The sequence below is a fragment of the Pseudoalteromonas sp. SG45-2 genome, from assembly GCF_014164115.1.
In the GTDB taxonomy this organism is placed as follows: domain Bacteria; phylum Pseudomonadota; class Gammaproteobacteria; order Enterobacterales; family Alteromonadaceae; genus Pseudoalteromonas; species Pseudoalteromonas distincta.
Genome location: NZ_JACJEO010000001.1, coordinates 210,743 through 223,435 on the forward strand (window position 1 = coordinate 210,743; position 12,693 = coordinate 223,435).

Genomic DNA, 12,693 nt, shown 5'->3' on the forward strand with positions numbered 1-12,693 from the left:
CTATAACTTAATAAACATTGAACACACAGGATACGCATGAATAAACTAATCAGTTTTTATAACATAATATTGGGTAAACTATCGTTTTTAGATGGTTTACCTGCTTTACTATTTCGCTTAATTTTAGCTCCCGTTATGATCATCGCAGGTTATAACAAACTTGCTATAAGTACTGAAACAGAAGGCTTTCTAAATAACTTTTTAGCATCGCCTGATGTCGTTCAATGGTTTGGTAATAGTGAATGGGGTTTAGGCTTACCGTTTCCTGATTTACTAGCCTTCTTAGCTGGATGGAGTGAATTTTTAGGTGGTTGGTTGTTATTATTTGGCCTTTTAACTCGCTTAGTCAGTATCCCGCTTATGTTCACAATGGTTGTAGCGGCTACTTCAGTACATTGGCATAACGGGTGGTTTGCAATAGCGCCGACTAATCCAGAAACAAGTGCTGCGCAAGTACTTGATTGGTTATCTATCCCAGGTGCAAAAGAAAGCCTCGAAAACTCATTAGAAGTACAAGACAGGATAGGAAAAATTCGAGACTTAGTTGAAGAGCACGGCTTTCCTGATTACCTATACGAAAAAGGTAAACCATCTATTTTAAATAATGGCATAGAATTTTCGGCAATTTATTTTGCTATGCTCTTAAGTTTATTTTTTATGGGCGGTGGGCGTTTTGTTAGTTTTGATTACTGGTTAAAGCGAAACGTTATAAAAAAATAGCGCATTAAATGTATTTTATTAACGGCTGCATAGTTGACCCTTTGCGGCCGTTTTGCATTTTAATTTCTCGGTATTTATTATTTAAGGTTTTAAATGTTACTCTATCGTTTTGAATTTTGAGGAATCGTTATGAACGCTATCGAGCTTTTACTTACTCGCCAATCAGACTCTAAACTAACAGAGCCGGGCCCTACGCCTGAGCAGCTCGACATAATTAAGCAAGCAGCATTACGTGTTCCTGATCATGGCTGTATAGCACCGTGGCAGTTCATCATTGCTCAAGGTGATGCACGCAATAAACTGGGTGAAATTTACCATCAAAGTGCAGTGGCAGAGCAACAGACAGAAAAAGTAATTAACCGTGCTAAAGAGCTTCCCCTTCGTGCGCCTATGATTGTAATAGCAATTGCTAAATATCAAGAACACCCAAAAGTTCCTCGTATCGAGCAGGTACAAAGTGCAGGCTGCAGTGTATTAGCAATGCAACAAGCTGCATTTGCTCAAGGTTTAGGTGGTGTTTGGCGCACAGGTTACTTTGCACAAAGTAGAGCAGTCAAAAAAGCGCTTAACTTACATGAGCAAGATGAAATTGTAGGGTACTTATACATAGGTACTCCTCAAGTCGAGTGTAAAAAGTCACCTCGCCATAAACCAGAACATTATTTTAGTAATTTGTGAAATAGTATGAACTTTATGCAATTTGCATAGTCATAATTCATTAAGGTTACCAAGAGTAGTATAAAAGAGTTAGTGGTTTGGCTGTGAGAAGCGCTTGGAAGCACAAAAGTTAATAATTCTTCTTCAGTTTGTTTTTTAATCGGTTGTTTTTTGATACATTATGGAAAGTCTTAATAAAAATAACGATAAAGAAGACGAAAACAATGGGAAATTTATTTTTACAGGAAAAAGAAAACTGGCTTGCGTGGTCAATTTGGGGAATTGTTGGTGCTTTTGTAACCTTGTATGTTGCAATGAGTACAAATGCAGCGCATTTTATAGCAGGCTCTGCAATAGGTATGCTAATACTGTTAACTTTGTGGATGCAACAGTCTAAACGTTTTGACTTTGGACGGGCATTTAAAGTGTGTTGTTATGTTTTAGCGCTAAGTGTACTCCCCGCTTTTATGTTTGTAATAGTGCCAAGTGATGATTTAAATCGATTTGACTTAATTTTTCAAAGTGTAACATTCGCGGCATTGAGTTTATTGGCTTGTTTAATTTGTTCTTGGATTGCTCGCAGGCCTAAACAATATTACTGAGTATTGAATTAATAAGCGTGTTGAAGTAATTAGCTTAACAAAAGCGCAATGTGACTTGTTTTTAATCGTTTAATTATTATTTACGATTAATTTATATTTAGCTCTTTACAAGTAACACGTTTAACCATATTATTCGCGCCGTACGGAGAGATGGCAGAGTGGTCGAATGCACCGGTCTTGAAAACCGGCATGGGTTTATAGCCCATCTAGGGTTCAAATCCCTATCTCTCCACCATTATTTAAAAAAACCGCCTTATAGGCGGTTTTTTGCTTTGTGGAGTTTAATTAATGACTAAAGCAACGAACCTATCAACCTCACAGCTATTAATAAAACATCTTTTATTATGGGTGGTATTTGGTTACTGCTATCAAAGTGCTATTAGCTTGTTGGCAAAAATGGCGGTCGACGCACAGCCAGAATATCCATTAATTACCGCTTTTGCTTATGGTCTTGGTTTTAATATTTTGGCTGCCCATCTTATTACTAAATATGATAAACATTGGCCAGTAATTGGCTCTGCTTTTATTGGTTTAGTAGGCTTAGTTGCAGTGCCATTTTTATTGTCTGGTGAATCTGGATTATTAGCTATTCCTTTACTTGTTGGAATTTTATTCACTTTACCGCTTTGTAGTTATATTGTTGGCCTAATTAAGCTAAAACTCAGCAAAAACTAGCCCCAAACGGGGTTTATTTTGTGATAGCATATACGTGTCTTTTAACTAACAAAACGTGAAAAACACATTATGTCAGATAATTTTACTACAGATGCTGAAAAAGCAAGTTACGGTATTGGCTTACAAATGGGTGAGCAACTTAAGTCTAATCCTTTTGAAGGCTTAAACCTAAATTCAGTATTTGAAGGCATGAAAGATGCGTACGCTGGTAGCGCATTTCAAGTTGAGATCCCTGAGATTCAAGCTGCATTCGAAAAAATTAACGAAGAGATCCAAGCTCGTCGTGAAGAAGAATCTAAAGTACTTTCTGCCGAAGGTATTGCATTCTTAGAAGAAAACGCAAAACGTCCTGAAATCACAGTAACTGAGTCTGGTCTTCAATATGAAGTACTAGCGACTGGCGAAGGCGAAAAGCCAACAGCTGAGTCTACAGTACGTGTTGATTACCACGGTACACTAATTAACGGTACTGTGTTTGATAGCTCATACGAGCGCGGTCAACCAGCTGAATTTCCAGTTGGTGGCGTGATCAAAGGCTGGACTGAAGCATTACAAATGATGCCTGTAGGTACTAAATGGCGTATCTACGTTCCTCATGAGCTTGCTTATGGTGAACGTGGCGCAGGTGCTGCAATCGCACCTTTCTCAACGCTTGTATTTGACGTTGAACTACACGAAATCATTTCTTAATTTAAATAAATTTTAAAATTAAGAGTTTAAAAAGCCGTATTCAATCTGAATACGGCTTTTTTGTGTCTGTAATCTAAGTGTTTTATACCAATTCGATTAATTAAGTGATCTATTTTGCGCTAAGAAAATAGGGTTGATAACAAGGCAAAAACTTTTTTAACTAATTGTTATCACTAATTGCTCCTGCATTGCTCTACCTTTTGCATCCATGCAGTCGTATATCATAATTTTTTACGCAGTTAGCGCAAAGTTTAATCCCTTGAATTGATCAAGTATTATTGCCGATCGATATTATATATTCTAAAAATAAAAAAACCGCATTAATAAAATGCGGTTTATAAACTAAAACTACTTTTAATTATTAAAAATAGCCACGAACACCAAAGCGGAAGTTTCTGCCTGGTAGTGGGGCTTTATCTTTAATAAATGAGCTATGTACAAAACCTAACTCATCAGTAATGTTATCAACGTTTATATACAGCTGTGCATCGACACTGCCTAAACCTAATTGGTAATTAGCTTGTGCATCAAATAACGTATAGCCATCAGTTTGAGTTTCAAAGGCAGTTACATCGTTTTGATCAAAGTAATGAGTACCCGTTAATGTTAGTTGTAAGTCACCTAAATCGTACTGTAACTCAGAGCCTAATTTATTGGCAGGGATACGTGGTAAATTACCTTCGTCGTCTTTTAGTTTTGCACGAGTTGAGTCACCAAATACTTTAACCATAGCGCTTGGTGTTACTTGGTAATGCGCGTCAAACTCAATTCCATAAAGCTCTGCGTCTTTACTTGTAAATTGATAAACCGCAACAGCATCGTCATGTGCACCAATAGCTGATTCTAAACCATCTTCTTCATCGTAAACTAACCCCGTATTTTCTTGAAAATAAAAGTTTTTGATATCGTTATAGAAAAAGTTAACGGTGTAACCAAAATCACCGCTAAAGCGTCTAAAGCTTAAATCTAAGTTTGTTGAAGTTTCCTGCTTGATATTTTCTGGCTCAAAATGCGCTTCATTATCTTCAATATTGTAACCAAGGCCTAGCTCGTAAGTGCCAGTTGCAATGTGTAAACCGTTAGATAAAAGCTCTGCCGAAAGTGGTGCTCGTTCTGAATGAGAAATACTCGTAGCGATACTATGACCCGGCTTGTATTGCCAAATGGCACCAGCAGAGGCACTTAAATTGGTAAAACTTTCATTATACCCAATGGTTTCTTCGTCGCTGTGATCTATTTCTACTTCATCGTGGCTATGCTCGTGTGCCGTGATTTGGCTTTCAATTTTGTAATCTTCAACACGTGCGCCAAGTTCAATTGTAATGTCGCCAAATTCACGCTCTTCTAGTAAATATAATGCGTTAGTTGTAGTTACACTTGCGGGTGTAAAGGCTTCTTCACCAATTGCATCGTAGTCAGAATCGCTGTAGTGATAGCCCATCATTCCGTGCCAATCAGCAAACTTATGCTCTACATTTAAACGTGCTTCAGTCGTTTTATTTTTAAAAGTAGTACCAATTTCGCCATCTTCAATTTCGCTGTGCGAGTAATCTGTGTAGCCAACACGTAGGTTGATGGTTTCAATCCAGTTATTATGAAGGGCGTAACTTACAAGCCCTTGCCAGCGATCTTGCTCTAAATGTGCATAAACCGGCTCTTCAGCTGCTTCGTCTTCATGTTCTGCATGCTCTTCTTCAGTTTCACCTTCGTGATCGTGATGATGCTCATGCCCAGGAATACCGTAATCGGTATCAATGCTACCGTACGAAAAACCAATCGTTAAATGATCGCCAACATAGCTAGTACCAAAGTTAAGTGTTTCGCTATCAATAAAAGTATTTTCTACAGAATTCTCTGTTTCTACATCGCCATCATCGTCGGCAATAGTGAAGGTAGGTGTTTGGTAATCATCGCCACTGCGCTTAGTGCCATCAAAATGAAAGTTAAAGCCTTCATTACCTGTTTCAAGTTTTGCAGCTACTGTGTTTGAGTTTGACACTGTATCGTGGCTGTATTCAGCAGCACCCGTAAGCTCGTCGATATTGTCTGTAGGAATGCGGTTATCAACCACGTTTACAACACCGCCAATTGCACCAGAGCCATAAAGTAGGGTACTTGGGCCACGTAATACTTCAATTTGTTCTGCTGCTAGGCTATCGCTTGATGTCGCATGGTCTGGGCCAATACGTGATGCATCGCTGGCATCTAATCCGTTTTGTGTGATTTTAACGCGAGGGCCATCTAAACCACGAATAATTGGGCTTGATGATACAGGGCCAAAGTAACTTGCATTTACGCCTGGTAAACCTTTTAGCGTTTCACCAAGAGTTGGTTTAGATTTATTTCTTAATTCATCACCTGAGAGCACGCTTACTGGCGATATCATCTCGAGGCTATTTTTATGAAGTGCAGAGGCATAAACAACCACTGTCTCAACTGATGTTGGTTTAAGTGACACAGACAGATTATTTGAAGATTCGCTTACAGCAATACGAGAGTCTACGTAGTTGTCTTTACTAATATGTAATTGGCTATTTGCATCGATTTCTATAGCAAATTCGCCTAAATCATTACTTTTAACGCTTTGGTTTTTACCATGCACATGAATTGAGGCATTTTTAATTGGTTGATTTTTATCATCCATTACTTTGCCAGTAACAGTGGCAGCCAAAGCTGATTGAGAACATAAAACAGAAAAAATAGCAGAGGAGATTAATGTTAACTTTGTCATGGATATATTGGTTCGCGGTTATTATGTTGTGATATAATATAACACCGCAAAATCAGTGAATCAACAATGTTATAGTATAACTTTGTGTTTTGCGATGAATGATCTAAAAATGACGATTAAACCAATTTTATAAAAATTATAATAATAGGTATGTTAATAGAAATACTTATTTATTTAAGTGCGAGACTCATAGCGCTGCAGGTTTATCTGTGTATTTAAGAGCGGCTATCTATCATTATCAAATCTAGTTTATGCTGCGCTCTTGTCTGGTTTGTTATATCTATAGATTCAATCATTTCGCATTCGTCGCGGATCATCTCTGAAATAAGGCTAGGGTAGTGACGGCAGTCTTCTGGACGGTCAAGGTAAATACTGCAGGTATACATATTTTTAGCGAGAGGCTCCTTTTTAGGCGCAATTTCTAAAAATGGGCACACTTGAAGTCTTAAGCCTGTTTTTGGGTCAAACCAAATTTCGTTGTTTTTAACGTACTCATAAATTTCGGGGTTAAAGAGCTCCCATAAATCTATTTCTTCTTTCGTTGCGCTTAAGTCGCCGCCACCATATTTAATACAGCATTTACCACACTGGTTGCACTCTTTCATAATTTGCTAATTTAGTTGGCTGTTAACACATTTAAGTTAGCTATTAGTGTAGCACCAAATTTATTATTAACGCTCTACTGAATTGCCCCAGTGTTTGCTTTTTGGGTGTGTAAAAAAGTTAGATACAATAACTTAAGTTAAAACCCCTTGTTACATTTTATATAGTACAGGCTTTATTTAATGCTTTACTCTAAGGTGGCGAAAAATATTATGAAACCTGCTTGGGCAGCTGTGTAGTTATTAAATGTTGCTGAGCGGGATCCCTAAGTAGGATGTAATTATGAAAGAAGCTGTTACTAAGTTAAAAACAGAATTTAATGCAAAGTTATTATATTGGAACAACCTCAAAAGTAGCAAAGCCAAAGCGGCAATCATCTTATTATTTATAGTTGTCATTGCACTTAAAGTGTTTACGACCATCTTTACGTTGGATTGGGTTGCAAGTTTATTCAGTGTGTGAGGTTACTAAGAGTAATTGCGATAAAGTTTAATTACAGTGTGTTTAACGCCTACGCGATGTTCATTATTAATGTATTATTACGCTATACACCAAATTAAATAAATCAGTTGTTTAAATACATTTTATAATGACTGTAATGATACATTTTAGCTAAATTGAGTCAGTAAATTAGTTTAGTTGCACTAAAGGATAACCAGTGATGATGAATACAAAAATATATAAAGCGGTACATGACCTAGCAGAAGATTTAATGGCGGCGGCTAACAAAAATAACCGAGAAAAATTTGAATCTTTATTTGCTCAATTAAAAGCGATTTGTATTGAAAACGAAAATACCTCAAAAGATCACCCAGTACAATGGGAAACTTTGGCTGATTTTACCGAAGAGCTAGAAGAGGCAATCACGACTTATGAAAAAGCATTAGAAAAGTCTGTTGCGATTAATAACAAAGATCACATGTCATCAGTTTCTTTTTCAATGGCTACACTGCAGCTAGAACTTGGTCAAAAAGACGAGGCTATTAAAAATCTTCAAAATGCTAAGGTTAGTGCTAATAAAATTGAAGATAAAGAGCTTAAAGCTGAAATACACGATCTACTAGAGTCACTTATTGAAGAAGAAGGTTAAATACTTAAAATTTACTAGCTCAGACTTGATCTGACAGTTACCCATATTAAATACTATTTCTTTGGATTTAGCTTAAGTTAGTACAATTTAATGAAACGCTGATGGTTTATACCCTCAGCGTTTTTTATTTCCGCTATTTATAGCTTATCCATAAAGTTCACAATGTACTTTGCAATCTCAACTGGTTTTTCTTCAACACTAAAGTGTCCTGAATCGAGTAAATGTATTTCAGTGTTCGGTACATCTTTTAAATATGCTTTAGCGCCTGCGGCTATAAACGCAGGGTCGTTTTTACCCCATACAATTAATGTTGCTGGTTGGTACTTGCGTAAATAAGCTTGCCATTTAGGGTAGTCGAGAAGGTTATTGTAGTAATCTTGTAGCAATTGTACTTGAATTACTCTATCGGATTTAGTTTGTAAAAAGTGAAGATCGTGCGTCCAGCTATCAGGGCTCATTACTTCTGGGTTACTTTGTACGTCTCGTAAATATTGCTTATTAATAATGGCTTTATTAGACGTGAACGAATAAATTTTATCACTCTGCGCTTGTGATTTGTCCTCATTCGCGGCTTTAAAAAAAGCTTGCCTCGGTAGGGTTAGCCCCTCTAAATACGCATTACCATTTTGTACAATAAGTGCATCAAGTTTATTTGGGTTATTTAACAACATTCTAAAGCCCACAGGAGCTCCAAAGTCCTGTATATAAAGGCTGTAGTGCTTTACTTTAAGTGTTGTTAGTAATCCTTCAACGTATTGAGCTAGAAATTAAAAAGTATATTTTTCAGTTTTTGGGTTTGGGCGTGCGCTATAACCAGAGCCTAAATAATCAGGTGCAATCACATGATAACGACCTGATAAGAGTGGGATGAATTCTCGGTAGCTGTGTGAAGACGACGGATACCCATGTAAAAGTACAATGGTTTGCTTATGCTGCGCGCCAGCTTCTCGGTAAAATATCTTTTTACCATTTACATTTGCATATTTGTAAGTGGTTTTTGAAGGCCATACAGCATCAGCGGCATATACTTGAGCGGTAAACGTAGATATTGAAACTAATAAAAACACAATAAATGAGACGATGTGAGCAGGTTTTACTTTAAGGCTTTTTTGTATATCTAGGGGCATAGGTAAACTCGTTATTTTTGGTAATGTCGCTTTATTTACCAGACCTGTTATTTACACATTTATATTCAGATAATAACGCTGTAGTTTCACAGCAAAGAAGTGCACAGCTGGAGTAAGTGCAGCTTCGGACCTTACAAGATACTGATGAGCCAATAGTGGGCTAGGGCGTTAGCTCTTTATTGGCCGCTTTTTTGTATTTGAAATAGCTTATTAAATAAACGGCTATTGGAATCGTTGGGCTTAAAAATATGTGAGGATGGAAATAGATACCACGTTCGTCATATAGAAACATATATAACGCGAGCGCAAACGTTGAAGGTAAGGGGAAGGTGATGGCACCGTGCCCAACAGCAGCAAATAGTGTCCACGAGAAAACACTAGGCCAAAGCACAGCTCTGATGTAAGCACCTTTATTAGTCGCTTTAGCCTTTTTAGCGTAATTACGTGAAACAAAATAAGATATTACCGTTGGAAACAAAGTTAAAATGACACTTAACAGTATAAGCATAGTGATTCAATTCCTTTTGATATTATTTGCATAACCCAGTTTTTCACAATGTGTTAATTGGTTTGAGTTAATACCGTTTTTAAAGCAGCAATTTGCTTAATTTCATCAGCTGTTAATGCTTGATATAACCTAGGATAGGGCCAACCATAGCCCCATCTGAAAGTCGATGGTATATAAGGGCTGCCACCAAATCGAACTCCAGCAAGCATAATGTTCGCTATACTCGTTTCGCCGGCTTCAATAACACACTGTTGCAAGGCTTTATCTGCTTCTAAACGTTGCCAATAAGTGCCACCTTGCCAGTAGGCGTAGTCGTGCGCTTTACAACATGCAAGCCACAACTTTTTATCTTTTGTGGTGCCGTCCGGAAAAGCACTACAGCCATCTGATGTGAACGGTTTTATATTTTCAGCATTTACTGTATTACTTAATATGCTCAGTAAGACAATGGGACTGAAACGCATTATTTTCATGCGAAAGAGTGTATTAGTAAAATTATACATGATTCTAAGTGTTACTGTTTTAGTTACAAATAATAACACTTTAAAAAGTATAAAAAAGGTTTTTACTGTTTATAGACCAGTTATGCTTATATGATAATTTTGATTTAGAGCTTTGTGTTTAGATATTCTATGTGTTCTATTTTCTTCGCTAGTTGCGAGGTGTTAATACTAAAAGTGCTGGTTAAAAAATTTACTACAATATTAGATTAAGGTTTACACATGGTGTGTTGCATTTGTACTTTAGGAGAGGAGCTGTGCTAGAACAAATAGAAAATTGGATTGACGCTACAAATTTAAAATACAGTAGTCAAAAAGTGAGTTGTGATAAATTCATTAATGAATTTTATGGGTTTTATCCTGCCGAGTTTTTAAAAAACGCGTATTACGTTGTTGTAGACCAAATACCAAAGCCAAACTTTGCGGGTCTGCGAGAAATGGGTTTAGGCGATTTTGTAGATATGGATGTAGCAGGAATAACGTATAAAAATACATATTATATACTTCCTGATGCTGCCAAAGATTTGAGGGTTCATTTTCATGAGCTTGTGCATGTAGCGCAGTGGCTTAAACTTGGTCCAGACGTGTTTATCCTACGTTACATTAGCGAAATTCAACGTGTGGGATACAACGACGCACCGCTTGAAAAAATGGCATATGCGCTGGATGAGCAATTCGTAAGTAAAGGCGATAAAATAGATGTGCCTAAGTACGTATCTCAAACGCTGTAATTCAACCTTAGGTTTAAAGGAATTTATATGAACAAGGTTATTGGGTGTTTACTTACTTTAGCGTGTATTAATGCTAATGCAGCTTCGTTTGAAGAAGACATTGTTTCAGCTTTACTTGAGCGGACAACTCATGATGTGGCTTACGACGGGGCTTATCGCTCTATTGGCTATCCTGGTGGTGATGTACCTAAGAATGTAGGTGTGTGCACCGATGTAATAATTAGAAGTTACAGAAAGTTAGGCATCGATTTACAGAAACTCGTGCATGAAGACATGCAAAATAACTTTACACTGTATCCATCTAAACGTATTTGGGGTTTAAATAAGCCTGATAAAAATATAGATCACCGACGTGTTCCAAATTTACAAGCTTACTTTGAGCGCCATGCAAACGTATTAAGTAAATCTAACAAAGTGAGTGATTATAAAACCGGCGATATAGTAACGTGGATGTTACCAGGTAATTTACCTCATATAGGCATGGTGATTAATGAATCATCTCAAGATACAGGTAATCCACTCATTGTGCATAATATTGGGCGTGGGCCGCAAAAAAGTGACATGCTTTTTGATTACAAAATTACAGGGCATTACCGGTTTGTTCCACAGTATTGATGCGCTCAATAAACGGTATATGTAAGTATTAATTTTATTTCAGATTAATACTTACATTGCCATTGGGTTTACAGCAGCACAACAATATTTCGCCTTCACGGACAAACGCAAGTGGCTCTTCGTTATACTCAACACTGCCTGATACTAAAGTTGCTCTACAAGCGCCGCAATAGCCTTCACGGCATTGGAATGCGACGTCTATTTTCATGGATTCTAAGCAGTGTAGAAGAGAAGGGCAGCCAGCGGTAAATTCTATACACTGGCTGTTTTCTGCAAGCGTTATGCTTGCAGTAGACTTGTCACTCATTATAAATCAAAATCACCAAATTCTGATGCATCAACTTGAGAGTCTATTTGACCAACAAGGTATGAGCTTATTTCTGCTTCTTGTGGTGCTACTTGCACGTTATCAGACACTAACCACGAGTTTATCCACGGGATAGGGTTACTGTTATTTTCAAACTGTGCTGGCAAACCAATCGCAGTCATACGTGCATTGGTAATGTATTCAACGTACTGACATAAAATATGTTTATTTAAGCCAATCATCGAACCATCTTTAAATAAGTATTCGGCCCACTCTTTTTCTTGCTCTGCAGCATCAACAAACATTTTAATTGCTTCGTCGCGGCACTGGGCAGCAACAATCGCCATTTCTGGATCGTCCTTACCGTCTTGCATAATGTTTAAAATATGCTGAGTACCAGAAAGGTGAAGTGCTTCATCGCGTGCAATTAGCTTGATGATTTTAGCGTTACCTTCCATTAGCTCGCGCTCAGCAAATGCAAACGAACATGCAAAGCTTACGTAAAAGCGAATCGCTTCAAGAATATTTACTGACATCATAGCCAGGTAAAGTTTCTTTTTAAGCTCAAATAAATTAATGATAACTGTTTTACCGTTAATCTCGTGTTTGCCTTCACCGTATAAGTTGTAAAGCGATACAGAGTTAATTAAGTCATCGTAGTATTTAGTTACGGCATCAGCACGTTCGCTAATTTTATCGTTGCTAACAATGTCATCAAAAATAAGCTCAGGTGCTTGTGTTACGTTACGGATAATATGCGTGTATGAGCGGCTGTGAATTGTTTCACTGAACGCCCAAGTTTCTATCCATGTTTCAAGCTCTGGTAGCGATACAATTGGAAGTAGAGCCACGTTTGGCGAACGACCTTGTACACTATCAAGCAGTGTTTGGTATTTTAAGTTGCTTAAAAATATATGCTTTTCGTGATCTGGTAATGCTTGAAAGTCTAAACGGTCTTTACTTACATCTACTTCCTCAGGACGCCAAAAGAAAGACAGTTGCTTTTCAATTAACTTTTCAAAAATTGGGTATTTTTGTTGGTCGTAACGAGATACGTTTACAGTTTGGCCAAAAAACATTGGCTCTTGCATTTGGTTATTATGGTTCCGGCTAAAAGTAGTATAAGACATGTTTATC

The 12,693-nt window shown here is 37.4% G+C and carries 14 protein-coding genes, 1 tRNA gene and 1 pseudogene; 10 read left to right on the top strand and 6 right to left on the bottom strand.

Annotated elements, in window-relative coordinates; translation table 11 throughout:
- Positions 1–36: 36 nt before the first annotated feature.
- From H5116_RS00900 to H5116_RS00925, 6 genes are all read left to right on the top strand, one after another.
- Positions 37–720 carry a DoxX family protein gene (locus H5116_RS00900; protein ID WP_024596647.1) on the top strand — a complete coding sequence of 228 codons (684 nt, stop codon included), beginning with the start codon at positions 37–39 and terminating at the stop codon, positions 718–720.
- A 129-nt stretch (positions 721–849) separates the two neighbouring features.
- Positions 850–1,398, top strand: coding sequence for an NAD(P)H nitroreductase (locus H5116_RS00905; RefSeq protein WP_138489000.1), 549 nt, complete (start codon positions 850–852; stop codon positions 1,396–1,398).
- A 203-nt stretch (positions 1,399–1,601) separates the two neighbouring features.
- On the top strand, positions 1,602–1,979 hold the full coding sequence (locus tag H5116_RS00910) for a hypothetical protein (protein ID WP_024596649.1): 378 nt from the start codon (positions 1,602–1,604) through the stop codon (positions 1,977–1,979).
- Between the two features lie 144 nt (positions 1,980–2,123).
- A tRNA-Ser gene (locus H5116_RS00915) sits at positions 2,124–2,214 on the top strand.
- A 53-nt stretch (positions 2,215–2,267) separates the two neighbouring features.
- Entirely contained in the window at positions 2,268–2,654 is a 387-nt protein-coding gene (locus H5116_RS00920) for a hypothetical protein (protein ID WP_024597253.1), read from the top strand.
- 69 nt (positions 2,655–2,723) lie between these two features.
- Positions 2,724–3,344: an FKBP-type peptidyl-prolyl cis-trans isomerase gene (locus tag H5116_RS00925; RefSeq protein ID WP_002962890.1), complete on the top strand. Its 621-nt coding sequence runs from the start codon at positions 2,724–2,726 to the stop codon at positions 3,342–3,344.
- 361 nt (positions 3,345–3,705) lie between these two features.
- Here H5116_RS00925 and H5116_RS00930 read toward each other — a convergent pair whose 3' ends face one another.
- Both H5116_RS00930 and H5116_RS00935 read right to left on the bottom strand, forming a co-directional pair.
- On the bottom strand, positions 3,706–6,075 hold the full coding sequence (locus H5116_RS00930) for a TonB-dependent receptor (RefSeq protein ID WP_182715352.1): 2,370 nt from the start codon (positions 6,073–6,075) through the stop codon (positions 3,706–3,708).
- A gap of 215 nt (positions 6,076–6,290) precedes the next feature.
- Positions 6,291–6,680 carry a YkgJ family cysteine cluster protein gene (locus tag H5116_RS00935; RefSeq protein WP_149602763.1) on the bottom strand — a complete coding sequence of 130 codons (390 nt, stop codon included), beginning with the start codon at positions 6,678–6,680 and terminating at the stop codon, positions 6,291–6,293.
- A 280-nt stretch (positions 6,681–6,960) separates the two neighbouring features.
- Between H5116_RS00935 and H5116_RS00940 the strand changes: the two genes are divergently transcribed.
- Positions 6,961–7,140 carry a hypothetical protein gene (locus tag H5116_RS00940; protein WP_002961145.1) on the top strand — a complete coding sequence of 60 codons (180 nt, stop codon included), beginning with the start codon at positions 6,961–6,963 and terminating at the stop codon, positions 7,138–7,140.
- Positions 7,141–7,339: 199 nt separating this feature from the next.
- Complete coding sequence (locus H5116_RS00945) at positions 7,340–7,768, top strand: hypothetical protein (protein WP_002961147.1); 429 nt, start codon at positions 7,340–7,342, stop codon at positions 7,766–7,768.
- Positions 7,769–7,905: 137 nt separating this feature from the next.
- Here H5116_RS00945 and H5116_RS20510 read toward each other — a convergent pair.
- Both H5116_RS20510 and H5116_RS00955 read right to left on the bottom strand, forming a co-directional pair.
- Positions 7,906–8,895 (bottom strand): annotated as a pseudogene (locus tag H5116_RS20510) (alpha/beta fold hydrolase).
- A gap of 561 nt (positions 8,896–9,456) precedes the next feature.
- Positions 9,457–9,867 (bottom strand): hypothetical protein, encoded by a 411-nt coding sequence (locus tag H5116_RS00955; RefSeq protein WP_182715353.1) that lies wholly within the window; start codon positions 9,865–9,867, stop codon positions 9,457–9,459.
- A 293-nt stretch (positions 9,868–10,160) separates the two neighbouring features.
- Between H5116_RS00955 and H5116_RS00960 the strand changes: the two genes are divergently transcribed.
- Complete coding sequence (locus tag H5116_RS00960; protein WP_182715354.1) at positions 10,161–10,634, top strand: hypothetical protein; 474 nt, start codon at positions 10,161–10,163, stop codon at positions 10,632–10,634.
- A 27-nt stretch (positions 10,635–10,661) separates the two neighbouring features.
- Entirely contained in the window at positions 10,662–11,249 is a 588-nt protein-coding gene (locus H5116_RS00965; protein WP_182715355.1) for a DUF1287 domain-containing protein, read from the top strand.
- Positions 11,250–11,283: 34 nt separating this feature from the next.
- On the opposite strand, the gene yfaE is transcribed toward H5116_RS00965, so the two are convergent.
- Positions 11,284–11,556, bottom strand: a complete 273-nt coding sequence (yfaE, locus tag H5116_RS00970; protein WP_076923973.1) for a class I ribonucleotide reductase maintenance protein YfaE — start codon at positions 11,554–11,556, stop codon at positions 11,284–11,286.
- Positions 11,556–12,686, bottom strand: coding sequence for a class Ia ribonucleoside-diphosphate reductase subunit beta (gene nrdB, locus H5116_RS00975; RefSeq protein WP_002961159.1), 1,131 nt, complete (start codon positions 12,684–12,686; stop codon positions 11,556–11,558). The genes yfaE and nrdB overlap by 1 nt, the downstream gene beginning before the upstream one ends.
- Between the last annotated feature and the right edge of the window lie 7 nt (positions 12,687–12,693).

Coding starts and splice junctions, on each gene's coding strand:
- H5116_RS00935 (WP_149602763.1), bottom strand. CDS start 6,680: ATGAAAGAGTGCAACCAGTGTGGTAAATGCTGTATTAAATATGGTGGC.
- H5116_RS00955 (WP_182715353.1), bottom strand. CDS start 9,867: ATGCGTTTCAGTCCCATTGTCTTACTGAGCATATTAAGTAATACAGTA.
- H5116_RS00910 (WP_024596649.1), top strand. CDS start 1,602: ATGGGAAATTTATTTTTACAGGAAAAAGAAAACTGGCTTGCGTGGTCA.
- H5116_RS00920 (WP_024597253.1), top strand. CDS start 2,268: ATGACTAAAGCAACGAACCTATCAACCTCACAGCTATTAATAAAACAT.
- H5116_RS00905 (WP_138489000.1), top strand. CDS start 850: ATGAACGCTATCGAGCTTTTACTTACTCGCCAATCAGACTCTAAACTA.
- H5116_RS00925 (WP_002962890.1), top strand. CDS start 2,724: ATGTCAGATAATTTTACTACAGATGCTGAAAAAGCAAGTTACGGTATT.
- nrdB (WP_002961159.1), bottom strand. CDS start 12,686: ATGTCTTATACTACTTTTAGCCGGAACCATAATAACCAAATGCAAGAG.
- H5116_RS00900 (WP_024596647.1), top strand. CDS start 37: ATGAATAAACTAATCAGTTTTTATAACATAATATTGGGTAAACTATCG.
- H5116_RS00945 (WP_002961147.1), top strand. CDS start 7,340: ATGATGAATACAAAAATATATAAAGCGGTACATGACCTAGCAGAAGAT.
- H5116_RS00940 (WP_002961145.1), top strand. CDS start 6,961: ATGAAAGAAGCTGTTACTAAGTTAAAAACAGAATTTAATGCAAAGTTA.
- H5116_RS00930 (WP_182715352.1), bottom strand. CDS start 6,075: ATGACAAAGTTAACATTAATCTCCTCTGCTATTTTTTCTGTTTTATGT.
- yfaE (WP_076923973.1), bottom strand. CDS start 11,556: ATGAGTGACAAGTCTACTGCAAGCATAACGCTTGCAGAAAACAGCCAG.
- H5116_RS00965 (WP_182715355.1), top strand. CDS start 10,662: ATGAACAAGGTTATTGGGTGTTTACTTACTTTAGCGTGTATTAATGCT.